This window comes from Pseudomonas sp. ADAK13 (genome assembly GCF_012935715.1).
In the GTDB taxonomy this organism is placed as follows: Bacteria; Pseudomonadota; Gammaproteobacteria; order Pseudomonadales; family Pseudomonadaceae; genus Aquipseudomonas.
Map to the genome: position 1 here is coordinate 838092 of NZ_CP052860.1, position 25857 is coordinate 863948.

The 25857-nt window shown below is 61.7% G+C and carries 19 protein-coding genes; 8 read left to right on the forward strand and 11 right to left on the reverse strand.

The annotated features are described in order from the left end of the window. Positions 1-11 precede the first annotated feature (11 nt). Genes HKK54_RS04050 through HKK54_RS04060 form a run of 3 tightly spaced genes read right to left on the reverse strand, consistent with a single transcriptional unit; the run spans position 12 to position 2966 of the window. Complete coding sequence (locus HKK54_RS04050) at positions 12-878, reverse strand: alpha/beta hydrolase (RefSeq protein WP_010170208.1); 867 nt, start codon at positions 876-878, stop codon at positions 12-14. Beyond that, positions 875-2269: an aspartate aminotransferase family protein gene (locus HKK54_RS04055; RefSeq protein ID WP_010170210.1), complete on the reverse strand. Its 1395-nt coding sequence runs from the start codon at positions 2267-2269 to the stop codon at positions 875-877. The genes HKK54_RS04050 and HKK54_RS04055 overlap by 4 nt, the downstream gene beginning before the upstream one ends. Continuing rightward, a complete protein-coding gene (locus tag HKK54_RS04060) occupies positions 2262-2966 on the reverse strand; it encodes an MtnX-like HAD-IB family phosphatase (protein WP_010170212.1) in 705 nt (234 codons plus the stop codon). The genes HKK54_RS04055 and HKK54_RS04060 overlap by 8 nt, the downstream gene beginning before the upstream one ends. 229 nt (positions 2967-3195) lie before the next feature. Between HKK54_RS04060 and HKK54_RS04065 the strand changes: the two genes are divergently transcribed. Further along, entirely contained in the window at positions 3196-3966 is a 771-nt protein-coding gene (locus HKK54_RS04065) for a MipA/OmpV family protein (protein WP_010170213.1), read from the forward strand. Between the two features lie 843 nt (positions 3967-4809). Here HKK54_RS04065 and HKK54_RS04070 read toward each other — a convergent pair. Further along, positions 4810-5466, reverse strand: coding sequence for a DsbA family oxidoreductase (locus HKK54_RS04070; RefSeq protein WP_010170223.1), 657 nt, complete (start codon positions 5464-5466; stop codon positions 4810-4812). 62 nt (positions 5467-5528) lie between these two features. Further along, positions 5529-6548 (reverse strand): alpha/beta fold hydrolase, encoded by a 1020-nt coding sequence (locus HKK54_RS04075; protein WP_010170225.1) that lies wholly within the window; start codon positions 6546-6548, stop codon positions 5529-5531. Positions 6549-6752: 204 nt separating this feature from the next. On the opposite strand from HKK54_RS04075, the gene HKK54_RS04080 reads away from it, so the two are divergent. After that, positions 6753-12275: a dermonecrotic toxin domain-containing protein gene (locus tag HKK54_RS04080; protein ID WP_169386207.1), complete on the forward strand. Its 5523-nt coding sequence runs from the start codon at positions 6753-6755 to the stop codon at positions 12273-12275. 131 nt (positions 12276-12406) lie between these two features. Further along, the gene (metR, locus tag HKK54_RS04085) at positions 12407-13324 is read left to right on the forward strand and encodes a transcriptional regulator MetR (protein ID WP_010170229.1); all 918 of its coding nucleotides are present in this window, start codon (positions 12407-12409) and stop codon (positions 13322-13324) included. A gap of 48 nt (positions 13325-13372) precedes the next feature. Here the strand turns inward: metR and HKK54_RS04090 are convergent, their stop codons facing one another. Together HKK54_RS04090 and HKK54_RS04095 are read right to left on the reverse strand one after the other, a co-directional pair. Further along, complete coding sequence (locus HKK54_RS04090; protein ID WP_169386208.1) at positions 13373-13783, reverse strand: NUDIX hydrolase; 411 nt, start codon at positions 13781-13783, stop codon at positions 13373-13375. A gap of 48 nt (positions 13784-13831) precedes the next feature. Next, the gene (locus tag HKK54_RS04095) at positions 13832-15178 is read right to left on the reverse strand and encodes an HD domain-containing phosphohydrolase (RefSeq protein WP_169386209.1); all 1347 of its coding nucleotides are present in this window, start codon (positions 15176-15178) and stop codon (positions 13832-13834) included. Positions 15179-15436: 258 nt separating this feature from the next. Between HKK54_RS04095 and HKK54_RS04100 the strand changes: the two genes are divergently transcribed. From HKK54_RS04100 to HKK54_RS04115, 4 genes are all read left to right on the forward strand, one after another. Beyond that, positions 15437-17311, forward strand: a complete 1875-nt coding sequence (locus HKK54_RS04100) for a putative bifunctional diguanylate cyclase/phosphodiesterase (RefSeq protein WP_169386210.1) — start codon at positions 15437-15439, stop codon at positions 17309-17311. An 81-nt stretch (positions 17312-17392) separates the two neighbouring features. Further along, positions 17393-18325 (forward strand): cytochrome-c peroxidase, encoded by a 933-nt coding sequence (locus HKK54_RS04105; RefSeq protein ID WP_237151073.1) that lies wholly within the window; start codon positions 17393-17395, stop codon positions 18323-18325. Beyond that, a complete protein-coding gene (locus HKK54_RS04110) occupies positions 18322-20127 on the forward strand; it encodes a DAHL domain-containing protein (protein WP_010170238.1) in 1806 nt (601 codons plus the stop codon). The genes HKK54_RS04105 and HKK54_RS04110 overlap by 4 nt, the downstream gene beginning before the upstream one ends. A gap of 2 nt (positions 20128-20129) precedes the next feature. After that, entirely contained in the window at positions 20130-21536 is a 1407-nt protein-coding gene (locus HKK54_RS04115; RefSeq protein ID WP_169386212.1) for an ATP-binding protein, read from the forward strand. 25 nt (positions 21537-21561) lie between these two features. Here HKK54_RS04115 and HKK54_RS04120 read toward each other — a convergent pair whose 3' ends face one another. The 3 genes from HKK54_RS04120 to HKK54_RS04130 all read right to left on the reverse strand — a co-directional run bounded on the left by HKK54_RS04120 (position 21562) and on the right by HKK54_RS04130 (position 24238). Beyond that, positions 21562-21834, reverse strand: coding sequence for a type B 50S ribosomal protein L31 (locus HKK54_RS04120; RefSeq protein ID WP_010170240.1), 273 nt, complete (start codon positions 21832-21834; stop codon positions 21562-21564). Positions 21835-21934: 100 nt separating this feature from the next. Further along, positions 21935-23260 carry an APC family permease gene (locus HKK54_RS04125; RefSeq protein ID WP_169386213.1) on the reverse strand — a complete coding sequence of 442 codons (1326 nt, stop codon included), beginning with the start codon at positions 23258-23260 and terminating at the stop codon, positions 21935-21937. A 156-nt stretch (positions 23261-23416) separates the two neighbouring features. Further along, the gene (locus HKK54_RS04130; RefSeq protein WP_169386214.1) at positions 23417-24238 is read right to left on the reverse strand and encodes a carbon-nitrogen hydrolase family protein; all 822 of its coding nucleotides are present in this window, start codon (positions 24236-24238) and stop codon (positions 23417-23419) included. Between the two features lie 94 nt (positions 24239-24332). Between HKK54_RS04130 and HKK54_RS04135 the strand changes: the two genes are divergently transcribed. After that, on the forward strand, positions 24333-25097 hold the full coding sequence (locus tag HKK54_RS04135; RefSeq protein ID WP_169386215.1) for a helix-turn-helix transcriptional regulator: 765 nt from the start codon (positions 24333-24335) through the stop codon (positions 25095-25097). Here HKK54_RS04135 and HKK54_RS04140 read toward each other — a convergent pair. After that, positions 25045-25689, reverse strand: coding sequence for a hypothetical protein (locus HKK54_RS04140; protein WP_169386216.1), 645 nt, complete (start codon positions 25687-25689; stop codon positions 25045-25047). The genes HKK54_RS04135 and HKK54_RS04140 overlap by 53 nt on opposite strands. Positions 25690-25857 lie beyond the last annotated feature (168 nt).

Below are 25857 nucleotides of genomic sequence, written 5' to 3' on the forward strand. Positions count from 1 at the left end.
ATCCTTAGGGTTCAAGCCAGCTGTCGATAATCTTCAGGTGCCTCTGTGGCGTGTGCGTGTTGCCCGACAAACTCGGCGCTCAACTCGATCACCCGGCGGTATTGCAGGTCGACGGTGATCATGTGGTAGCAGTTGTCCAGCAGGATCTTGGTCACGGGGCCGCCGAGGTGGCGCTCCACGTAATCGGCGTTCCAGCGGCTGGTGATGTCATCCTCGATGGAATGCAGGACCAGGGCCGGGGTCTTGATCGATGGCATGAGTTTCTTCACCACGGCATTCATCCAGTGCAGTTCGCGCACCGTGACGCCTTCCATGGTCAACAGCCCCGCCTCGCTGCTCTCCCCTTCCTTCATCTGCCGCTCGACGATGGCCCGCAGGCGCTCGTTCTTGATGCCGTAGGGCGGCTTCTCAGTGAAGCGGAACAGGCGCACACCGAAGGGAATACGGATCAGCAACGGCGTGATGAACGCCATCTTGCTGATGCTCCAGCCGTCGTACTTCAAGGTAGTGGAGTACATCAACAAGCCAGCGACCTGGCCGGGGAACTGCGACGCCACATACATCGACATCACCGCGCCCATCGACAAACCGCCGACAAACACCTGCTCGTGGCGTTGTTTCACCGCGACGAACGTCTTGCGCACGCCTTCGTACCAATCCTGCCAGCCAGTGGCTTGCAGGTCGCTGTTGTCCCCGCAGTGCCCGGCCAGGGTCGGCACGTACACCGTGCAGTTACCGACCTTGGCCAAACCCTGGGCCACCCGACGGAGTTCCGTCGGGGTGCCCGTCAGGCCGTGGATCAACAGGATCCCGACCGGACCGCTACCGAGAACGAAGCCGGCATCACCTTCACCGAGGTCGATCTCGTGGCTGATCACCGTTTGGTCGCTCGCACAAGCAGTTGCTCGAGCAGCTTCAGGCCCAGGTCGATTTCCGGGTAGCTGATTTCCAGGGACGGTGCCAGGGTGATCACGTTTTTGTAGTAGCCGCCCACGTCGAGGATCAGGCCGAGTTTCTGACCGTCAACCACCATGTCGCCCTTCATGCCTTCCTCGACCATGTAGTCCAGGGTGGCCTTGTCCGGCGTGAAGCCGTCCGGGGCGCAGATTTCGCAGCGCAGTGCCAGGCCCAGGCCGTCGACGTCGCCGATGATCGGGAAGCGTTTTTGCAGCTCTTGCAGGCCGGCCAGGAAGTATTTGCCCTTGGCCATGACCATCGCGCCGTAGTCGACTTCGCTGGTCATCTTGAACATTTCCAGACCTACCGCGGTACCCAACGGGTTGGACGCGAAGGTGGAGTGAGTAGAGCCTGGCGGGAAGATTTTCGGGTTGATCAACTCTTCCTTGGCCCAGATGCCACCCAGCGGGTTCAGGCCGTTGGTCAGCGCCTTGCCGAAGACGATCACGTCAGGTTTGACGTCGAAGTGTTCGATCGACCACAGCTTGCCGGTACGCCAGAAGCCCATCTGGATTTCGTCGACGACCATCAGGATGCCGTGCTGGTCGAGGACCTGTTTGAGCTCGCTGTAGAAGTTCATCGGCGGGATCACGTAGCCGCCGGTGCCCTGGATCGGCTCGACGTAGAAGGCCGCGTATTCGCTCTGGCCGACTTTCGGGTCCCACACACCGTTGTATTCAGTTTCGAACAGGCGGGCGAACTGCTGCACGCAGTGGCTGCCGTATTCTTCCTTGGTCATGCCTTTCGGGCCGCGGAAGTGGTACGGGAACGGGATGAAGTTGGCACGCTCGCCGAAGTGGCCGTAGCGGCGACGGTAGCGGTAGCTCGAGGTGATCGACGAAGCACCGAGGGTACGGCCGTGGTAGCCGCCTTCGAACGCGAACATCAGGCTCTTGCCGTTGGTGGCGTTACGTACCACTTTCAGGGAGTCTTCGATGGACTGCGAACCGCCCACGTTGAAGTGCACGCGACCGTCGAGGCCGAATTTTTTCTTGGCGTCGACTGCGATCATTTCCGACAGCTCGATCTTGCCTTTGTGCAGGTACTGGCTGGCGATTTGCGGGAGGGTGTCGATCTGCTGTTTCAGCGCGTTGTTCAGGCGCGGGTTGGCGTAACCGAAGTTAACGGCCGAGTACCACATTTGCAGGTCGAGGTAAGCCTGGTCTTCGGTGTCCCACACGTAGGAGCCTTCGCAACGGCTGAAAATACGTGGAGGGTCGATGTAGTGAACGGTGTCGCCGTAGGAGCAGTACTTGGCTTCTTTATCCAGAAGAACCTGGTCTTCTGCGGTGGCAATACGGATATCAGACATGGTGGAAGAGTTCCTGATTGTCGGAAGAGGTGCTGAAGGAGGTGGCGTTGGCGGCGATGCCCTGAGGCAGCTTGGCCAGCAATGCCGGCAGTTCGGCGAAGGTGTCGAACCGCACGTAGGGGATGTTGTTGGTTTCGCAGTAGTCGGCCAGGCTGGCCTTGGCGAAGACGAAGTCGGCGGTGGAGGCCACGCACATGTCGGACTTGCCGTCGCCGATCACCAGCACGCGCTTGTTGCGCGGGGTGGACTTGCACTTGCAGTTGCCGGAAGCCGCGCGGCAGGCGTCGCTGGAATACGGGAAGTCGATGCGCCAGCTGTTCTGGTCGACCTGGCGCAGACGGTTGGCGAGGATCGGCAACAAGGTCACGTAGTTGCGCGACAGAATCCGCGCGATGCCTTGTTCGATGCCATCGCTGACCACTTCAATGGAAGCGCCGAGGCCCATGACATGGTCGACGAAATCCGGGAAGTCCGGGTCGATCTCGACGCTGTCGAAGTAGGCCAGCAACTCGGCGGGAGTCGCCTTGATCAGCGCCAGTTGACGGCTCAGGCATTCGCGCGAACCGATGTGCCCATCCAGCCATTCCTGTTCGATGGTTTCCCACTCGGGACCGGCGAAGCGTTGGAGGACGTTGTCGATGACGTCGGTGGGGGTGATGGTCCCGTCGAAGTCACACACGATATGCCAGTGAATCATCTGCATTTACCTATGAAGTAGGAACGCGCTGTTGCGCTTGCAGGGGATAGAGCACGGAGTGTGCCAAGTGCCAGAAACCCCTGTTTTCAAGGGGTTTGGCGGGTATCGGCGTGTGGTTGTGTCGGAACTGGCTACAATTTTTGTAGCTTGCTACAACCTAGATGAGTGCTTGCCTAAGGCAGGGTGTTTGCGCGTTCATGCGCGCATGTTCACAAAAGGAAATGGCTCCATGTTCAGGGTTACTTTTGCTGTATTCGCCGGTTTGCTGGGGCTGTGGGGTGTTTCCGGCGCTGCGCTGGCGGACGGGATCACCGGCGAGGTCGGCGCGGGCGTCAGCTATCAGCCCCATGATCCGACGGGCAGCCGCTACGAAACGCGGCCCATTCCTTACTTCGATCTGGATTGGGGGAGTGTCAGCCTGGGTACCGACGACGGGCTGACCTGGAGTGCCCTGAATACCCAAGGCTTTACGGCCGGGCCTTATATCAATTACCTGCCGGGGCGGACTGCCAACGGGTCGTTGCGGGGCTTGCGGGATGTTTCGGATATGGCTGAGGTCGGGGGCTTTATTCAGTACGCGCCGGCTGAGTTCTGGCGGGTGTATGCGCAAGTGGGCCAGGCCGTGGGCGGTGCGCGGGATCAAAGTGGCGTGGTGGGCAAGCTTGGGGGTGAGCTGGGTTATCCGCTGGGGAGCGGCATCATCGGCAGCACCGGCTTGATGGCGCACTTTGCCGATGCGCGTCAGGCGCAGACGTTTTTCGGGGTGGATGCGAACGAGGCGGCGGCTTCGGGGTTTCGGCCTTATAACGCCAGTGCCGGGTTTCAGAACCTGACGTTGACGCAAAGTTTTGAGTTTCCCCTGGATGCGAAGTGGTCGCTGCTGACCAGTGCCAGCTGGATTCACCTTGTGGGTTCGGCGGCCAATAGCAGCATCGTCAAGGAAACCGGGGATGTGAATCAGGGGCAGGTGCAGACTGCGATCAGCTATAAGTTTGATTGAGCTGGGGGTATATCCGTTATTTAGGTGATGGCTGATATGGGTTCCGCTCTTACAGCGGGTCACTTTTGAAAGGAGCCCAAAAGTAACCAAAAGGCTCTTGCCCCACCACTCGGCACCTCGCTCAGGCTCGGTGTGCCCTCACTCCGGCATTACTACGCGGGCCGCCGCGACGGGGCGTCCCTGCCCCGTCGCGGCTAAACCGGCGTCCTGCCGGTTTACCCGCTCCGTACTACCTGCGTTCGGCCAGCGTGGTTTAACGGGGCGCCTAAGATCAAGATCAAAAGCAGATCAACAGCACAGCGGCCTACAGGCCGGCTTGAGTGGTGTGAAGCAAAGGCAAAATCAAAATCAAAAGCCAGAGCGGGCACAGTCAAATGTGGGAGCTGGCTTGCCTGCGATAGCATCGCCTCGGTGTACCTGAGAGACCGAGTTGTCTGCATCGCAGGCAAGCCAGCTCCCACAGAAAAACACAGCTGCAGCAGTTTCAGATTTGGCTTTCGCTTTGGCTTTTGATCTGGCCTCTACCACTCAAGCCGGCCTGTAGGCCGCTGTGCTCTTGCTTTTGATCTTGATCTGGCTCTGACTGCCCCAATAAGCCCAAGGCCGAACGCAGGGATTGAGGAGCGGGTAAACCGGCAGGACGCCGGTTTAGCCGCGACGGGGCAGGGACGCCCCGTCGCGGCGGCCCGCGGAGCAATGCCGGAGTGAGGGAACACCGAGCCTTAGCGAGGTGCCGACAGGCGGGGCAGAGCCCTTTGCTTACTTTGGGGCTTTTCCAAAGTGAGTCGCTGTAAGAGCGAAACCATAAGCCGCCGTTACCGCAGAAATGGATATGTACACCGATCAGCCTTCGGAAGCCTCACTGATAATCTGCCGAATCGCCCCGACAAACGCCTCAGCCGGCTGCCCACCACTCACCGCATATTGATCATTAAACACAATGGTCGGCACCGAACTCACCCCACGTGACACCCACAACTGCTCCTGCTCCCGCACCTCGGCCGCATACTCATCCGAAGCCAGAATCTCCTCTGCCCGCACACGATCCAGCCCAACCCCTTCGGCAATCGCCGCCAACGTCCCATGATCAGACGGATTCTGCTGGTCAGTGAAATACGCCTTGAACAACGCTTCCTTCAGGTTGTACTGCAACCCCTCAAGCCCCGCCCAATGCAACAGGCGGTGCGCATCAAAGGTGTTGTAGATCCGGCTCTGCCCGTCAGTGCGAAACGCAAACCCCAACTCCGCCCCCATGTCGCGAATCCGCGCGCGGTTAGCCTGGGATTGCTCAGCCGTAGAGCCATATTTCTCAGTGATGTGTTCAGTAATGTTCTGGCCTTCAGGAACCATGTTCGGGTTCAGCTCAAAGGGCTGGAAATGAATCTCGGCCTGCACCTCCGGCCCCAACTGGTCCAGAGCCTCGGTCAACCCGCGCAGGCCGATGATGCACCAGGGGCAGGACACGTCGCTGACGAAATCGATTTTCAGGGGAGTACTCATGACTAGGCAACCTCGCTGGCTATAAACGCCGGAAAGGTTCCACGATACACCCCGTTACGCCCTTACAAAACCTTGGCGGGCGTCACCGGGTCGATCTGCGCCCAATGCGCCGCATCCTCGCGATGGGCTTGCAGGTACGGCAATACCGCCGCCAGCAACGGCGCCTTGAACGCCTCCTGGAAACGATGGGCCAGGCCCGGAATCAGCCGCAGTTGGCTGCCCTGGATATGCGCCGCCAGGTGCACGCCGTGCATCACCGGCAACAGCGGGTCGGCGGTGCCGTGCACCACCAGCGTCGGCACCCGCAGCTGGTTCAGCAACGGTACCCGGCTGGGCTCGGCGAGGATCGCCATGATCTGGCGCTTTACACCGTCGGGGTTGAACGCCCGGTCGTAAGACTGCGCCGCCTGTTGCAGCAGCACCTTGCGGTCATCCTTCACATAAGGGCTGCCCAACGCGGCCAGCAGGTCGGCCTGTTGTTCCAGGGCCACTTCGCGATTGGGTGCGCTGCGCCGCGACAACAGTTGCACCAGGGCCGCGCTCGGGGCGGGCAGGCCTTCGGCGCCGGAGCTGGTCATGATCAACGTCAGGCTTTCCACCCGCTGCGGCGCCATGGCCGCCAGGTGCTGGGCGATCATCCCGCCCATGCTTGCGCCCAGTACGTGGAATTGCTGGATGTGCAAGCCGTCCATCAACCCCAGCGCGTCGTCGGCCATGTCCGTCAAAGTGTAGGGCGCCGCCACCGGCAGGCCGAGCTTGTAGCGCAGCACTTCGAAGGTCAGGTTGGCGCTGGCGGGCGCCTGGCGCCAGGTGGACAGGCCGACATCGCGGTTGTCATAACGAATCACCCGAAAACCCTGCTCGCACAGGGCAACCACCACTTCGTCCGGCCAGTGGATCAACTGCCCGCCCAGGCCCATCACCAGCAGCAAGGCAGGGTCGGACGCACGCCCGATACTCTGGTAAGCGATGCTTACCTGAGCCAGGTCGACCGTTTGGGTCGGGACATTGACATCACATCGAGACGCCGCAAAAGACGGCAGGCCGAACACTAAAGCGGCCAGTAAAAACAACACGCGCATGAAAAACACCGAAACGCAGAACCCCAGTAGAGCGCGAGTCTGATGAAGTTTGTTCAAGCGCGCTGCCACAGTTCCATGACAGTTTGATGAAGAGTGCCCAGCGGTCATTTGCGTATCTATTTATCACCCCACGCCCTGGCCGCACCTCTTAAATAGGGGTACTCACCGGCAAGCCCGGTCTCACCAGAGCATGAACCCATCAACATGAGCGAACTGACCATCCCCCCCCTCCCCACTTCACAGGGCGACTTTAGCTCCCCCACGCTCTTGACCCAGGCACTACGCCTGGACCAGAGCCTGCACCTTCTGGCTAACGCGCGCTGGCGTGAAAGTCGCCAGGGCCTGCATGAGCTGATTGCCCAAGCGCCCGGCGTGCGCGACTCCATCAGTGGGGTGCTTAAAGAACAATTGCAGATGGGACCCGGGCCCGTCGGCCTGGGCATTTTCAAGACAGAGCAGGACGATGAGTCCTTCATCAGCCTGACGGACGCCTGGGCGTTTATCTGCCAGTTTCCGGACATCTCCCCCAGCCTTGACACCCAGTGCACCACCGTCGGCCTGGCCGGGCACCGGCTGGCCAACCTGACACCGATACAGTTGCTGGGATACCTCAAGACGCTGAACCTGGAACAACTGCTCAAGAACCGCTGGAACGCCTACTGGGCCGCGCGAGCGCCAGGTACGCCGCTGTCGCGAACCGACCGTGTGGTGCAGTTGTATCGCCAACATATCGAAGCCTGCGGCCAGGCCGCCTACGCCCTCGGGCACCTCAGCACCGAACAGCTCCAGCCCCTGCAAACACGGCTGAACCCAGGCCCATTCCTGCCTGGTGAAACCCACCAGTTGGCCCTGAACCTGCCCGACCAGAGCAAAGTCAAACTGCCGGGCGCCTGGGTCATCAGCGCCAGCGGGCCACCGCCGCTCACCCAAACCCTGTACCTGCCCAGCCGCCAGCCAAGCCTGATGGTATTCAGCGAGCGTCGCGAGATGGAGCAATGGTTGACGGCCCCGGCCCAACAATTGATCCCATCGGATGTGCCGGCGACCTCGGTCACCTTCGACTACACCCTGCGCAGCGATGCCCTGGATTCGGGGGCCCACGACGTGTTGGAGCATTTGCTGACAGCACAACTGGAAAGCCTGCGTAACCGCCACCGCAACGGCAGCAACCTGGCCCGCTATGCCCGCAACGCCCTCGACGACGCCGATCGACTGGACCGTCAGCGCCACGAAAACCCGCTGTTCGCCTTGCCTCCCACGCTCGCCATGTCGGGGCCAGATGACGACGACCTGCCCACACCGTTCGGTAACCTCAACGCCGACATCACCCTGAGCGAGCGCTGGGCCTCAATCAAACAGCAACGCCTGGACCTCGAACGCTATCTGGGTGGCGACGCACAATACGCCACCCAACTGGCCCAACTGAAATTGTTGATGCAGGCGCAGGACGCTGCCGAGCAGGCCGGCAATGACGCTGCCAGCGCCCTGCTGGGGCGGCGCACGGCCCTTGAACGCCTGGAGCTGCGGCATAAACCCAACGCCCACTACGACGCGTTGTATCAAGCGCAACTCGCCGCCGTACGCGCCGAAGCGGCGATCCAGCATGCGCTCAAGCAAATCAGCGACGACGAACATCGCCTGCTCCTGGCCCTGCTGGACCATCCCGCCGCCGCAGAGCGCCGGCCCGAAGTGACCGCAGCGCGCCTGATCCTGGTCAGCAGTGACCCCAGCGAAACGACACATGAGCTGGAAGGCCTGCTGGTGATCACCCGGACCGGCGCCCTCACCGCCTCCACGCCCCAAAGCCTGTTGTTGTACTGGCCCGGCAACGGCGGCGGCTTGCAGCGTTTCGAATCCCGCCAGGCCCTGGACCAGTCACTGTTCAAGCTGCCGGGCGACGCCAGCACCACCCTGCAATGGGCCGAGTTAAGTGGCGATCCGTTTGAACACTCGCTCCAACAACGCTTGTACGCCAGTGAGCAACAGGCCGCCGAAACGATCATGCGTTACCCCGTGCCGGCCCTTGCCCATCAACGCGATGAAGCCCTGGGTAAACCTCACGAACAGACCTTGTCCACCCTGCTGATTCCCACCCATCAGGCCCGCGGGCTGGCCTATACGCAGCTGCTGGAACAACAGCGCAGTGCCAGCCTGGCCGGCGCGTTGCCCGGCGAACTGAGCCAACTATCGGCTGACGCCCGCCACACCTTCAAGAGGCTGATCAAGGCCCAGATCAACGCCCTGCACCACGCCCAGCAACTGCTCGAACGCGACCTGGAACCCTTCCAGGACTTCGGCCGGCGCCGCCTGAACCAGCGCCTGCGTGAGGACTTCAAGCTTGAACACGACGCTCACGTGCAACTGAACCTGCCTGACTCGGTGAGCTGGGAGCGCCAGCTCCTGGACCAACATGCGGGCCCCGGCACGCCGTTCAAAAATGTGCTGGTGCCCAGCGCGCGTCGCAGCAACTGGTCGCTGTTGCAACTGGCGCAACAGAACATCGACACCAACGTCGAGCAGCGCCTGGGTTTCAGACAAGTGACCGTCACCAGTCAGAGTCCGATCGAAGCCGATCGGCTGAAAAACGGCCTGACCCTGGATTACCTCAAGAAACTGGTCACCGAACTGGATCTGGCCGGCGCCTACGAACACCTGATCACTCGCACCTTCCTCGGTGACCCGGACACGCCGCTGTTTACCCGCCAGCATCAGCGCGAGTGCCTGAGCGAACCACTGCGCCTGATGCTCATCCTGCAGGGCAAGTTCGCCCGCGCGCAGGGCCGGCTCGACGACACCGACCTGCTGCTCCTGAACAATGCCGTTGAAGCGCGCCAGCCATTCGTGTTGCTGCCGGCACAGTTGAGCGCTGGCGGCGCCGACACCGACCACAGCCCGAGCGGCCTGTTCGGCATCACCTTCATCCAGGACCCGGTGTCGGGCCGGACCCTGCTCTACCTGCCCGACACTCCGGACGGCCAGCCGCTGCGCCGTTACGCCAGCCTGGAACTGGCTCGCAAGGCGGTGTACGACCGCAGCCTGGCCAGCGGCATGGGTGACTACCTGGCAGGGCGTGCCATCAAGGGCGATGCCGCCGCCCACTTGTCGCGGATCGCCCAGGCGCAGCAGAAAAATTTCGACGCCATGGTCGAGGTCGGCGCGCGGTGGCCAGCGACCACCTCATTGCCCGAGCACTTGCTCAACAGCCATATGGGCCGGGTCATCGAGGCTCATCGCGCGACCTCACGCTCCAATGCCGCCTTGCTGCTGGAACAGAACGCGCTGCGCAGCGGCATGATCTTCAACTACCTGAAAATCGCGCTGGGCCTGGTGCCTTTCGTGGGCACGGCCATTGCGCTGTATGACGCCTGGAACAGCGCCAACCTGGCGGTGGCGGCGTTCTTGCGCGGCGACATCGGGCATGGCCTGGCAGAGGTCGAAGCGGTGCTGTTGTCGCTGATCGATTGCGCCATGGATATCCTGCCGGGCTCTGCGGGGCTGCTGCCCACCAACGCTCGCGCCGCTACCCGTCAACGGCAACTGCGTCACCTGCGCGCCCATCCCGCCAGCCTGCACCTGCCTTCCGCCACCCAGGCACGCCGCGCCTTGCAGCGTTTCGACGGCTATGAGTATGAAGGCGTGGTGTCCCTTGCCGGGCTGCAGCCCCACAGCCACGGCCCGTACCGCAACATTTACCGGCATGGCGACGGTGACTTCATCGTGCGGCGCGGACGTATCTACAAGGTGGAACGGCTGGGCGATGCGTTGGACTGGCGCCTGAGCCCCACGCGCCAGAAGAGCTACAAACAGCCGATCGCCCTCGACGAAAGTGGCGAATGGGACACGCATTACGGGGTCTACGGCACCGCGTTCAATGGCGGCCTCGCCGGCGGCGGCGGTGTGCTGGGGCACGTGGCGGATGTACTCGAACCGATGTGGCCCCTGGCAATTCGTGAGCGGTTGCCACGCTGGCTGGTCGACCGCACGTACTATCGCCAGCGAGCGTTGGCGTCCAGCGTCGAGCGCACTAACGATGCCGCCCTCAGGCAAAAGGACCGCATCAAAAGCCTGACGGGTCACTTCGAAAGTGGTGACATGGGCGTGATTCCCAACCTGGAAAAAGAACTGGCCGACAGCATCGAGCTGAACTCACGCCTGTATCAGGACATCGAGGGCCTGACCCTTGGGGCTCACGGGAACAAAGGCCGACTGGGAGGCAAAGCCAAGAGCGACGCCGCCTGCTCAGTCGTGTGGAACTCGCAATGGCAGGCCAAGATCAAGGGCCGACAGCTGGTGATCAACGACGAAGCCATTGACCTGGCGGTCGCCCGCCTGGACGCCACGCCCTACGAACAGCTGTCAGCCCGTGCCACGTTGCGCGAGCAAATCAGAGCCCGGGAAATTGCCATTCTGGACCTGCTTCGCCAGTTGGACAGCACCATAGAGACCATGAACAGCTGGATCAAACGCGTCACCATCCCACAACAGCGCCAAGGCCTTACCAGCGCTTCCGAGGTGATCAACCGGCACCTGTCGGCCAGGCACCGAGAGCAGATGAAGGTCGAAACGCTGCTGGAGCTGGTCGATCATCGCAAAGGCATTGGAGACGCGTCCTGGCACTACCTTCAAGGGCCCCTGAACAATTCAAAAAGCGCGGTGCACCGGGCACTGTACCTGCAAGCCAACATGCTTGAAGTCAGCGCCACGCAAAGCCAGCGCAATACCCTGCTCAACTACTGCGTGGACGTCTACGCGCAAATGCGCGGCAATTTAAACCGGTGGACCGCCAGCTACCGCCAACACTTCGACGCCGCCTACGTGCAGGCGCTGATCGATGAACTCAACAAAATGAGCGAGCGCGCCCGCAAAGCCCTCACCGAGCCCACCTCCCGGGCGCCGGCGGGCAGTACCCGCAGGATCTTCGAAACCGACGACCAGACCTTGCTGATTGGGGTGGAACACGTTGACCCGGTCACCAAGGCAAGGCGTTATACCCTCACTGGCGCAGAAGGCCGGACTGAGATCTGGGAGCAAGGCGCCAACGGCCGATTCCACCTGACCAACCCGGCGCCCGTTGCACCACCGGTTCGGGCTGCAACCAACGCGCTTGCACTGATCGACGAAGCCCGCGCACGACTTAATGCCGTGCAGGCATACCAGCGTAAAGTCGAGGAGTACGCCCGCCAGAATATGCTGCCGGTGGATCTGGAAGAGATGCTCGCCAGGGAAGCCGAAGAACTGCTGGAGCGCGCCCGGACCATCGGCACATTGGTGCCACGGGATCCGATCCTTGCCCAATTGCGTACACAGGCCGCGAGCCTGACCACCCAGGGTCGCAACCTGCGTGTACGCCAGACCCTGGCCAGCCAGACACCCACCGAGGGCTATCTGGATTACCTGCGCGAGCAACAGTTGGTGGAGATTCGCAAGGGTGAGCCGGCACGCAACCTCAATGCAGGTCAGAAAGGCCGGCCGGACTATCTGCAGGAGTACGTGGTGTGGGACGTGAGCAAAACCCCGCAGCTGCTGCTGTGGTACGCGCACTTCCACTACGACAAGGCCGGGGCGCGCTTCGATGAGTTCATCAAGGCCCACTTGAAGATCCCCGAGCAGCGCAACCTGGGCCTGCAATGGCAACGCGCCCAGGCGGAAGCCGGGGCCAGCGTCGACCCGATCTGGCGCGGTAATATCGGCCGGCCGCTGGCGAACCGGCACTTTGCCGAGCTGTAATACGGACGGAAACACCGCGCTGGCCAGGCATCGCCAGCGCGGTGTGCACACAGGGCCTGTCGACAGCCAGGGCAACATGAGACAAACTCACCCTATTCGAATTTGTCACAAGTTATATTCATGGAGAGCCCGTGCTCGAAATCCGTCATCTCAAGACCCTGCACGCCCTGCGCGAAGCCGACAGCCTGGTGGAAGCCGCTGAACGCCTGCACCTGACCCAATCCGCGCTTTCCCACCAGTTCAAGGAGCTTGAGGAACGCCTGGGCATGCCGTTGTTTGTGCGCAAGACCAAGCCGTTGCGCTTCACCAGCGCCGGGCTGCGCCTGCTGCAACTGGCGGATGCCACCCTGCCCCTGCTGCGCGGCGCCGAGCGTGACATCGCGCGCCTGGCGGGCGGCACCGCCGGGCGCTTGCACATGGCCATCGAATGCCACAGTTGCTTCCAGTGGCTGATGCCGACCATCGACCAGTTCCGCGATGCGTGGCCCGAAGTCGAACTGGACCTGGCCTCCGGCTTTGCCTTCGCGCCGCTGCCGGCCCTGGCCCGGGGCGACCTGGACCTGGTGGTGACCTCCGACCCGCTGGAACTGCCGGGCATCACCTATGTGCCGTTGTTCACCTACGAGGCCATGCTCGCGGTGGCCAACCAGCACCCGCTGGCGAACAAGCCGTACATCGTGCCCGAAGACTTGATCAGCGAAACCCTGATCACCTACCCGGTGGAGCGCGACCGCCTGGACATCTTCACCCGCTTCCTGGAACCGGCCGATGTGGAACCGGCCCAGGTGCGCACCTCGGAACTGACGGTGATGATGATGCAGTTGGTGGCCAGCGGTCGCGGCGTGTGCGGCATGCCCCATTGGGCGCTGCATGAATACAGCTCCCGGGGGTATGTGAAAGCCAAGCGGCTGGGGGAGAAAGGCCTGTTTGCCACGCTGTATGCCGGGATTCGCGCCGACATGCTCGACGCGCCGTACATGCGCGACTTTTTGCTGACGGCCAAGGACACTTCGTTTTCGACCCTGGATGGAGTCAGCGCCGTACGCTGATGAACAGCGGGTAACTGTGGCGAGGGAGCTTGCTCCCTCGCCACAGTTTCACGCACCCGTTAGAGACGCGCGGTAGAACGGCAGGATCAGGTCCCGGGTCAGGGGCGCAAGGTGCAAATCGCCGTCGCCGGCCGGGTCGATCCAGCGCACCTCTTCAATCTCGGCGGCCGGGGTCACCGGCACGTCGATGTGCACCTGGAACAACTCGGCCTGCACCACAAAACCCGGCTCATTCGCCGCCGGGGCCGAGAACTGGCCCAGGTACACCGCCGTCGCCGGATCAATCCGCAGGCCCAGTTCTTCGTGCAGCTCGCGGGCCAGGGCCTCGGCAGGTTGCTCGCCGGCGTCGATCTTGCCGCCCGGCTGCATAAAGGCCTGGGTACCGCGCTTGCGCACCAGCAGGGTCTGGCCGTCGCTGCCGATCAGCAGGGCGGCGGCGATGCGAATGGTGGAGGTCATGGGTGGGTCGCCTTCAATACAAAGGCGCAAGGATCCCATGAACCGGCCTCAACCCGAAAGCAGCGCCTCATCCGGCTCTTTGATAAACACGCTGTACTTCGCCCCCTCCATGGCCTCGAACGCAATCAGCTTGTCCACCAGCGGCAGGTTCAGCACCTTGCCGGCGTTGAGCAGCAGCATGCCGTTGTCGGCGTTGAGGTTACGCGCCAGTACCATGCCTTCGGCCAGCTCGCGGGTGGTCAGGACTTTCACGGTCGGGTCGCCCAGGGTCACGTCGCTGAGGAACGCGGCGCAGGCCTGGATAAAGTCTTCCACCATGTCCGGGTCGTAAAGACGCCCGGCGTATTTGCGGATGTAGAGCAGCGCTTCGTCGCTGTTCATTTGCCGCTCCAGGATCAGGCCGCGTTGCAGTTCGATAAAGTCCACCGCCAGCTTCAACAGGCGCGAGCCAAACGGAATCGCGTCACCCTTGAGGTGGTCGGGAAAGCCACTGCCGTCCCAGCGCTCCTGGTGATGGCGAATCAGGCGCGCGGCATCTTTCATCGGCTCCAGGGTCATCAGCAACGATTCACTCTGGGCCGGGTACGCGCGGTAGCGTTCACGGTCGGTGCTGTGCAGCAGGTCGGAGGGCGACACCATCATGCTGTCGCTCCAACTCAGCTTGCCGATGTTATAGAGCGCGGCGGCCATGGTCAGGTCGCGCGCGCTGGCTTCGTCCATGGGCTGGAACTTGCAGTACACGCGGATCAGTTCGATCAATTGGCGGTTGGTCTGTTTTTCCTTGGGCAGCCGCAGGTTGGCCAGCAGCGAAAACACCTCGGTACCGGTCACGTAGCTGCGCTTGAGCTCATCGTAGGCCAGGTCGAGCATGTCGGCGGTCTGCTGCAGCTCGGAGGTGCGCGCCACGACGCGTTTTTCGAGGGTCGCATTGAGGGCTTTCAGCTGGTCGTTCTGCTCGCGGGTCAACTGTTCAAGGCGCAGCCGCTCACGCTCGGAATGCTGGTGCTCCAGGGACTGGCGCAAGGTCAGGAGCATTTCCTCGTCGTTCCAGGGTTTGCTGATGTAGCGGTGGATCTGCCCTTCGTTGATCGCCTTGATCATCATGCTCATGTCGGCGTAGCCGGTCAGCAGGATGCGCGTGGTGGCCGGGTACAGCCGGTGGGTCTCGGCCAGCAGCATTGCACCGTCCATGGCCGGCATGCGTGCGTCGGTCATGATCAGGTCGATGGGCCGGGCCGCCATCATTTCCAGGGCCTGGGCGCCACTGCCGGCCAGCAGCACATCATAGGGTTGGCCACGCAGCAGGCGACGCAGGCTGTTGAGGATCGACTCTTCGTCATCGACCAGCAGAATCGTGGGAGTGTAGGGGGCAGTCGTAGCAAGTTGCTCGTCCATGGCGACACCTCCTCTCAATGACACAAAATTGCACCATTGCGCCCCGGTCATCATCAATCGCTGTACTTGCAGGGGCATTGAGCGCTAGATGAAGACGGGGGTAACTGGCGTTGATTTGACGCCAACTGGCCGACTTATTCAAGGGAGCCAACTATGCTTGTGGCATGAAGCCCATGACCGCCCCTGTTTACCGATGCACTCAAGGTAAGGAAGCCACATGCGCCAGAATATGCAGTTGAGCGCCTCCCGGAACCGCTCGTGAACCCGCGCTCCACACGGGCCAACCGGCGAATCCTGATCGTCGACGACACCACGTCGATCCACGAAGACTTCCGCAAGATCCTCGAGGCCGACGCCAACGGCGGCCAGTCCCTGGACAGCATCGAAGAGACCCTGTTCGGCACCGCCCCGGCGGTGCGCCAGACGTTCCTGCTGGACTCGGCCTACCAGGGCCAGGAAGCGCTGGCCCTGGTGACCAAGGCCCTGGCCGCCAACACGCCCTACGCCCTGGTGTTTATCGACATGCGCATGCCCCCGGGCTGGGACGGCCTGGAGACCATCGAACAGCTGTGGGCCGTCGACCCGCACCTGCAAATCGCCCTGTGCACGGCCTACTCCGACTACTCCTTCGAAGCCATCGAGGCGCGGCTCAAATACGACGACCAACTGCTGATCCTGAAAAAACCCTTCGACAACCTCGAAATCCGCCAGATGGCCAGCGCCCTGACCTGGAAATGGCAGCTGGCACAAGATGCCGCGCTCAAGCTGATGGGCCTGGAGCGTACGGTGGAGGAGCGGGTGCAGGAACTGCTCAAGGTCTCGCACCTGCTGCAATACGACGCCCTCACCGAGCTGCCCAACAGCACCTTGCTGGGAGACCGGCTGACCCAGGCCATCGCGGTCTGCAGGCGCCACGACACCCAGTTGGCGGTTATGTTTATCGGTCTGGACCGCTTCAAGCGCATCAACAACGCCCTGGGCCACCCGGTGGGCGATGAAGTGCTCAAGCAAGTCAGCCAAAGCCTGGTGGCGACCGTGCGCGAATCAGACTCGGTGTTTCGCTACGGCTCCGACGAGTTCGTGCTGATCCTCAACGACGTTCATCATCCCCAGCAAACCCAGCACATTGCCGAAAAAGTCCTCAAGGCCGTCAGCCACATTCGCTACGTGGCCGGCCACGACCTGAGCGTCACCGCCAGCCTGGGCATCAGCATTTACCCCAACGACAGTTTCAGCGCCGTGGAGTTGATCAAGAAAGCCGAAACCGCCATGCACGCCGCCAAGGATCATGGCCCCAATGATTTCAGCTTTTTCATTGATGACATGAATCGCCGCGCCCAGGAACAACAAAGCCTGGAGACCGCGATTCGGCTGGCCCTGCAACGCAATGAGTTTGTCTTGCACTACCAGCCGAAACTGGATTTGAACAGCGGGCGGATCGTCGGCGCGGAAGCCTTGATTCGCTGGCACCAGCCCGACCATGGCTGGGTCTACCCGTCGGCCTTTATTCCGGTGGCCGAAGACAGCGGCCTGATCGTGCCCCTGAGCCAATGGGTACTGGGCCAGGCCTGCGAGCAAGCCCAAGCCTGGCAGGCCTGCGGCCTGACCCCGCTGTGCATTTCGGTGAACATCTCGGCCATCGATTTTCGCCAGCGCGATTTTGTCGCCAACCTGGCGGCCATCCTCGAACGCACCCACCTTGCGCCGGGCTTGCTGGAGCTTGAGATTACCGAAAGCGTGCTGATGCAAAACGTCGAAGACACCCTGACCACGCTGCGGGCGATCAAGACCATGGGCGTGCGCCTGGCGGTGGATGATTTCGGCACCGGCTATTCCAGCCTCAGCTACCTGCGGCGGTTTCCGATTGATGTGCTGAAAATCGACCAGTCGTTCATTCGCGGCTTGAGTAAAAACACCCAGGACGCGCAATTGATCAGCGCGATCATCAGCCTGGGTAAAAGCCTGGACCTGAACATCATTGCCGAAGGCGTGGAGACGGTGGAGCAGCTGGATTTCCTCAAGGCCCACCACTGCGAAGAGGGCCAGGGTTTCCTGTTCAGCAAGGCCGTGCCCGCCGAAGAGTTCGCCCAACTGATGCAAGCCGGGCGACGTACCCTGATGCCCAGCCAATAACCTTCTGCCCCAAGGAGTCATCGCTTGAGCGACGCCACGCCACGCTACGTTCTCCGGTCTTCCCGGGCGCCCGGGCTCGCCATCACGCTTTGGCTGGCAACCTGCCTGCCGGTGATGGCCGCGCCGCTGGATGAACCCCTCAAACCGCTGCCGCCGGTGCCGTCTCTGGACGTGGCAACAGTGGAGCTGGGGCGTCAGTTGTTCAATGAAACACGGCTGTCGGTCAATAACACCAAGTCCTGCGCCAGCTGCCATGACTTGCAAACCGGCGGCGTCGACAACCGGCCCTTCTCCCTGGGTTTCGACGGCAAGCCGGTGGCGCTGAACACCCCGACCGTGTTCAACGCCAGCCTGAACTTCAAGCAGTTCTGGAATGCCCGGGTCGACACCCTGGAGGCACAGGTCGAGCAGGTGGTCACCAGCCCGATGGAAATGGGCAACGACTGGCAAACGGTGGTGACGACCTTGTCGGCACTGCCCCACTACCAGGCCACGTTCCAGCAGATCTACCCCGACGGCATCACACCCGCCAATGTGCAAAATGCCCTGGCGACCTATGAGCGCACCTTGCTTACCCCGCATTCGCGCTTCGACCAATACCTGGAAGGCAACACCGACATCCTCACCCTTAAAGAAAAATACGGCTACCAGCGCTTCAAGGAATACGGCTGCATCGCCTGTCATCAGGGTGCCAATATCGGCGGCAACATGTACCAGAAGTTCGGCGTGATGGGCGACTACTTCAAGGCCCGTGGCAACCCCACCGAGGCCGACCTGGGACGCTACCTGCTGACCAAGGACGAGGAAGACCGCAACGTGTTCAAAGTGCCCAGCCTGCGCAATGTGGCGGTCACCGCACCGTACTTTCACGACGCCTCGGCCAAGACCCTCGAAGAAGCCGTCGACGTGATGTTCAAGTACCAACTGGGTCGCGTTCCCTCGGCTGAAGACACGACCCTGATCGTGCTGTTCCTGAAAACCCTGACCGGCGAATGGGCAGGCAAGCCACTATGAAACTCTCACGCCGCGCCACCCAGCTCATGCTCAGCACCATGACCCTGATACTCGCCTCGACCCTGGTTTTCCTGTACCTCAAGTCATCGAGTGACCAGACCACCACCTACACCGAGTCCCGCGACCTGATCCGCGAAATCAAGCAACTGAACTCACAATGGGACAGTGAAGTGCTCAAGGCCAGGATTGCCCTGACCCACAACTACGACCCTCTGGTGGCGCCCCTCAGCGAAATGAACCGCCTGTGGGCCAGCCTGGAGCGTCGCGAATCGCAACACCGTCACGAAGACCCGGCCCGCTGGCAGGCCGGCCAGGACGCCTATCGCGAGGCGATCCAGGAAAAGGCCCGGTTGGTGGACCAGTTCAAGTCCCACAACGCAGTGTTGCGCAATTCCCTGGCCTTCCTGCCCACCGCCGAGGACGATATCCAGGCGCAGTTCCTGGCGCTCACCGACACCGACAAACTGCTCCAGCAAAGCATCGCCACCGACACCTACGACGTACTCCTCAGTAGCCTCGAATTCGCCCAGGTGACCAGCGACGACAAGGCCGCCGACATCCTGGTGGGCCTGAACAAACTGGCGATCAACAAACTGAGCCTGCCCGAGTCGTTCCAGGTGCCGGTGGAGATTCTCAGCAATCACATTTCACTGATCCTGCGGGAACAGCCCGTGGTCAACGGCCTGCTTGAACGCATCGCCGCCGTGCCGCTGGCCGAACGCCTGGACGACCTGACCAACCAGCTCAACCAGGACCAGTCGGCGGCCGACCTGCTCGACCAGAAATACCACCGCTACCTGCTGGTGTTTTCCACCTTGCTGGTGGCGCTGCTGCTGTATCTGGCGATTCGCCTGTTGCGCAGTTTTGCCGAGATCAACCGGGTCAACCGGGCCCTGCATGTGGTTAACGAAAGCCTTGAGCAGCGCGTTGAAGAGCGCACCCGGGAACTCAAGGATGCCCAGGGCGAACTCATGGACAGCGCGCGCCAGGCCGGCATGGCGGAGATCGCGACCAACGTGCTGCACAACGTCGGCAACGTGCTCAACAGCGTGAACATCTCTGCCGAGCTGGTGGCGCGCAAGCTGCGCACCAGCAAGGCGCTGGGGCTGGGCAAGGCCATGCAGTTGATCAACGAGCACCGCCATGACCTCGGCACCTTTCTCACGGAGGATGAAAAAGGCAAGCTGCTGCCCGGCTACCTGAACCAGTTGGTCGAGGCCATCGCCACTGAACAGCAGGGCCTCACCGAGGAGCTGGCGCAACTGAGCAAAAGCGTCGACCACATCAAGGACATTGTGTCCACCCAACAGTCCTACGCCGGCGCGTCCACGCTGCTGGAGCCGGTGCATATCAGTGCGTTGATGGAAGATGCCCTGCGCATGAACTCCGGGGCCCTGAGCCGCCACCATGTGACGGTGGTCAAGGACTACCACGACGTGCCCGAGATCATGGCCGACAAGCATCGGTTGCTGCTGATCCTGGTCAACCTGATCAGCAACGCCAAGTATGCGATGTCCAACCTCACCGACCGCACCCGGCAAATGACCCTGACGGTGCTGCCGCTGGACGACGGCACCTTGCAGATCAGCGTCAAGGACGAGGGCGAAGGCATACCGGCAGAAAACATGACCAGAATCTTCACCCACGGTTTCACCACCCGCAAGGAAGGCCACGGCTTCGGCCTGCACAGTTGCGCCCTGGCCGCCCTGGAAATGAAGGGCCGCCTGACCGCCCACAGCGACGGCCCGGGCAAAGGCGCGGTGTTCACCTTGCACATCCCCCTTGACCCCGCACGGACATGAGCATGAACCAACCACCGAACCGGCGAATCCTGCTGATCGATGACACCCCGTCGATTCACCAGGACTTCCGCAAGATCCTGACGCCGCCCATGGAGTCGAACCTGGAACTGGACGAGATGGAAACCGCCTTGTTCGGCGACAGCGTCAAACCCCAGGCCCAGGCGTTCACGCTGGATTCAGCCTACGGTGGCCAGGAAGGCTTGCAGCTGCTGTGCCAGGCCATGCAACAAGATCGCCCCTATGCCCTGGCCTTTGTGGACATGCGCATGCCCCAGGGCTGGGACGGCGCGCAAACCATCGAAGCGCTGTGGAAAGTCGACCCGCACCTGCAAGTGGTGGTGTGCACCGCCTACTCCGATTATTCCTGGGAAGAACTGCTGTTTCGCCTGCACGCCCATGACCGCCTGCTGATCCTGAAAAAGCCCTTCGACAACATCGAAGTCCAACAGATGGCCAACACCCTCGCGGCCAAATGGGACATGGCCCGGCGCGCGTCCCTGCAAACCAGTCACCTTGAGCATCTGGTGGAGCAACGCACCCAGGCGTTGACCCTGACCAGCCAGGCGCTGCAACTGGAGATCGATGAGCGCAAGCAACTGGAAAGCCAATTGGTGCAATCGGAAAAACTCGCGTCCCTGGGCCAGCTCGCAGCGGGCGTGGCCCATGAAATCAACAACCCGGTGGGGTTTATCTCCTCCAATCTGAGCACCCTGGACGGCTACTTCAAACAGTTGCAGCAGATGCTCGACGCCTATCGGCAGGCCGAAGAAGCCCTCGCGCCCGGCGTATGCCTGACGCACTTGCAAAGCCTGCGCAAGGCCATGGACCTGGAGTTTCTCAAGGAAGACATCCCGGTTCTGATCCACGAATCCAAGGACGGCATTGGCCGCGTGGCCCAGATCGTCAAGGACCTGAAGGATTTCTCGCGGGTCGACAACGACGAGCAATGGCAGTGGGCAAACCTGCAACAGGGGATCGACTCGACCCTGAACATCGTCGCCAGCGAACTCAAGTACAAGGCCGACGTGGTCAAGCATTTCCAGGTGCTGCCGGACATTGAATGCCTGGCCTCGCAGCTCAACCAGGTGGTGATGAACCTGGTGATCAACGCCGCCCAGGCCATGGGCCCGGAACGCGGCACCATCACCCTCAGCAACGGCGTGGAGGGCGACAAGGTCTGGCTGGAAGTGGCGGACACCGGCTGCGGGATCGCGCCGGAGAGTGTGCAGAAAATCTTTGACCCTTTCTTCACCACCAAGCCGGTGGGCGAAGGTACAGGCCTGGGGCTGTCACTGTCGTACGGGATCGTGAAGAAGCATCACGGGACGATTTCGGTGAACAGCGAAGTGGGCAAGGGCACGACGTTTCGGGTGGTATTGCCGATTCGCCAGACGGCAGATCCCCTGTAAAGGCACGCCTCTACAGGGGACAGGCTCAGGCTTCGGCGTTCTTCGGGGCCGAACCAAACGACGCAAAACGCTTGTTGAAGCCAGCGATGCGGCCTTCGGACTGGGTCTTGCGCTGCTGGCCGGTATACACCGGGTGCGAGGCGCTGGACACGTCGAGGAGCACGTAAGGGTAGGTGTTGCCGTCGCTGTGTTTTTGCGTACGGTCGGTTTCCACGGTGGAACCGATCAGGAAGAACACATCGGCGGCGGTGTCGTGGAACAACACGGTGCGGTAGTCGGGGTGGATACCAGGTTTCATAAGGCCTCCGGGGCGTCTGGGCGATCAATTAGTGTTATACAGTAACACAAATGATGCGCCCAAACGAGAACCGATTGCAATAAGAATAGACCTCAAGCTTCTATGCGGCTTCCTGGAAGTCCATCTCCGGTGGTTGCTGCGAAAAGCCCCGCGTCAGGAAACCCAGGTACACCAGGCCAATCGCCAACCAGCTCAGGCCCAGGTAAATCGCCAGGTGATCGAGGCTGACCATCAACCACACATCCGCCAGCAGGCCGATGGTCGGGAACACCAGGAACAGCACCAGCTCCCGCAGCCCACGCTGTTTGGCGCCGATCCAGTAGTGGAAGATCACCGACAGGTTCACCAGGCTGAAGGCCAGGAAGGCGCCGAAGTTGATGAACGAGGTGGAGGTGGTAACGTCCAGCTTCAGCGCCAGCAAGGCCACCACGGCGCACAGCAGTATGCTGTTCACCGGCGTACCGAAGCGCGCATGCAACGTGCCGAAGAACGACTTGGGCAACACCCCGTCGCGCCCCATCGCAAACAGCAACCGCGAACCGCTGGCCTGGGCCGACAGCCCCGAGGCGAACTGGCCGACGATCAGGCCGATCAGGAAGATCGACACGAACAGGTCGCCGCCAATGTTGCGGGCAATCTCATAGGCGGCCGAGTCCACGTCGGTAAATTCGAATGACGGGTGGGCGATCTGCACGAAGTACGACACGCCGACGAAGATCAACCCGCCGATCAGGGTGATCAACATGATCGCCCGGGGAATGGTGCGGCGTGGGTCACGGGTTTCCTCGGTCAGGGTGCTGACCGCGTCGAAGCCCAGGAACGAATAGCAGGCGATCGCCGCGCCGCTCATGATCAGCGGCATTTGCATCTGGCCGTTGAAGAACGGGGTGATGGTCCACAGCGGCTTGCTGGCGTCACCGCCGATGTAGTGGATGCACAGCGCGACGAAGGCAATCAGCACCAGGAACTGCACCAGCATCAGCAAGGCGTTGATGCCGTTGGCGAGTTTCAGGCCGATGATATTGATCACGCTGGTGACCCCGATAAACGCCAGGACCCAGACCCATTGCGGTACGGCCGGGAAGGCTGAATGCAGGTAGGCCGCGCCGATCAGCCAGATGGCCATGGGCAGGAACAGGTAGTCGAGCAACACAGCCCAACCGGCGATAAACCCGAGCTTGGGGCTGATGGCCTTGCGCACGTAGCTGTAGGCCGACCCGGCCACCGGGAACGCCGAGGCCATGCGGCCGTAGCTCATGGCGGTGAAGAACATCGCCACCAGGGCAGCCAGGTAAGCGGCCGGGACCATGCCGGCGGTGGATTGCGCCAGGATGCCGAAGGTACCCAGGACAATGATCGGTGTCATATAGGCGATGCCAAACAGCACCACCGACCCTAACGACAGGGTGCGTTGCAAACGAGCCATGAGCGATTCTCCGCGCAATTATTAGAGTTATGGCAGAACTGAAGTCGGTGTTGCGAATGTCTTTATTTTTTATGTAAGGCCCAGCCTTTGTGGTGAGCGGGCTTGCCCCGCGCGAGGCAAGCTCGCTCACCACAGGAATTCCATTTGCCAGTGAGATCAGGCTTTGGGGATCAACAACTCCCGCGTACCGTCCTCGCGCTCAATCACCTCCCCCGGCAATTTCAAGCGCTGGTCATCCAGGTAGCGATAGTCCTGTCGCGCCGCCGCCAGTTGTCCAAGGTCCAGATCGACCCTGAACTGGCCTTCTTCACGCCCAGCTTCAAACAACAAGGTGCCGAACGGGTCCACCAGGGCACTGCCACCGGCGAACATCAGGCCGTCGTCACCCGCTTCCACCCGGTTGACCATCAGCGCAAACGCCTGGTTTTCCTGGGCGCGGGCCATGATCGCGGTGCGGTGAGTCGGGCCGTAGGGGTCCATGTTGCCGTTGGTGACGATCAACACTTCAGCGCCCACCTGCGCCAGGGCGCGGGCGGTTTCCGGGAATTCGATGTCGTAGCAGATCAACAGGCCCACGCGCACGCCGTTCCACACGCAGGTGGCGTAGCGATCACCCGGGGTGAACACGCCGCGGTCCGAGGCCCACAGGTGGGTCTTGCGATAACGCAGGGCGATGCCTTCGGGGGTGATCATCAAAGTGGTGTTATAGAATTGGCCCGCGTCGTTCTCGGCCATGCCGATGACCACGGCGATGTTGCGCGCTCGCGCAGCCTGGATAATGGCCTGCACGGTCGGTCCGTCCACCGGTTCGGCGACGTCCGCCACGGTGCTGGCGGTCGGGAAGCCCATCAGGTGGGTTTCCGGGAACACGACCAGTTGGGTATCGGCCGCACACGCGGCAATCGCCGCCAAAGCGCGCTCAAGGTTGTAAGCTGTGCCGTTATCGCGGCCTGCCAGTTGGGCAAATTCGACCTTCATGGTGTGTCCTGTTGTTTTAACTGTGGCGCAGTATGCGCAGGCCGCAATCACTCGGGAAATCACGCAGCCGGGTTAACCCTATGGGGGTAGATGCATGACATTGTCGCTGGAAGACATCGCCTGGCACCGTTCGGTGGGGCAAATGATAGACGCCCTGGACCAGCCCAATTTCTGGACGCAACTGGTCCGGTTACTGGACCAGTACGTGCCGTTCGACAGTTGGGTAGTGCTGCTGTTCAGCAGCGAGCACAAGCCGTTGGTGTTCGCCGAATGCCCCGGCCAGGACGGCGAGCCGGACCATCTGTTCCAGGACTACCTCAACGGCTTGTACCTGCTCGACCCCTTCTACATCGCCAGCCGCGAACACTCGCGCACCGGGCTGTTTCGCCTGGCCGAAGTGGCGCCGGAGCAATTCGAGCTGACCGAGTACTACCAGCGCTACTTCCGGCTGAACGTGGTGGCCGATGAAATCCAGTTCAATTGCCAGCAACCGGACGGGCGAACCTTATGCCTGTCCCTGGGTTGCAAACAGCGTTTTGACCCACAGCAGATAGCCCTGCTGTCGCTGATCCAACCCTGGGTATTGAGCCTGCTGCGCCAGCGCCTGCCCCATGAACTCAACCAGGTGAGCGCCCCGCAGGCACCGATTCAGAACGACGACTGGGGCGCACAGTTAACCGCACGCGAGCTGGATGTGGGGCGCTTGATGCTCAGTGGCTGTTCCAGCAAGGAAATTGCACGCAAGCTGGAAATCTCGGTGGAAACCGTGAAGGTCCACAAAAAGCACATGTACAGCAAGCTGGGAATCAAATCCCAGTCGGAGCTGTTCTCGATTTTCCTGCAGGCTCAGACGAGCTGAATCGGCCCCAGGAACTCAACCAGTCGAGGAGTTTGATGACGACTTCCTTGACGAACGCCGGTGTGGCTTCGTTGTTGGCGACGGCCTCGGCATAGCCTTTGAAGATTGACATCAGGCTCCCCTGGGCGGCGCCACGGATCGACGTTTCCAGGCCGTCGTTGAGGGTTTTCTCCAGCCCGGTTTTTGCACCGGCCATCATGCCGGCGGCGCTGCCATCCGACTTTTCTACACCCAGGGCCATGTTGCTGAGGCCGGGGAACATCCATGTTTTGTTGCCGACGGCACCAGCGATATTCTGCGTCATGTTCTTCGGAGCGTCCTCAGGTCTCACCTCGGCGCCCGAGGGCGGCGCATCGGCCTCCTGACGTTCGGCGCCCTTCTGGCTCAGCAGAAACCTGACGACAGGGTTGTCATACACCGCCTCTGCATGACGCTCACGCCGCTCCTGCGTCGGGTCATCCGCTTGGGGCGTTACTTCGTGCTGCGGCGTCAGATCGTTCGCGCTCGCTCGATCGTTTTTTGAAATCGCCGATTGTTGAGGCAGAGACGGTGACAAATAGCGATCAGGGGCAATTGAGGCACTGACAGTCATAACAATTCACTCATGGCAGAAGTTGACATACGGGATTCGCGTCCTGCGTCCATAGTGGCAATCGCCCGGAGAAGAGTTCCCACAAACAGGCAGCGCCGTGGCCAATAAACGCGCACCAGAGCGGTCAATCCTTGTCCGGGCTTTGAGGACAGGCGCAGAATGGCGGAT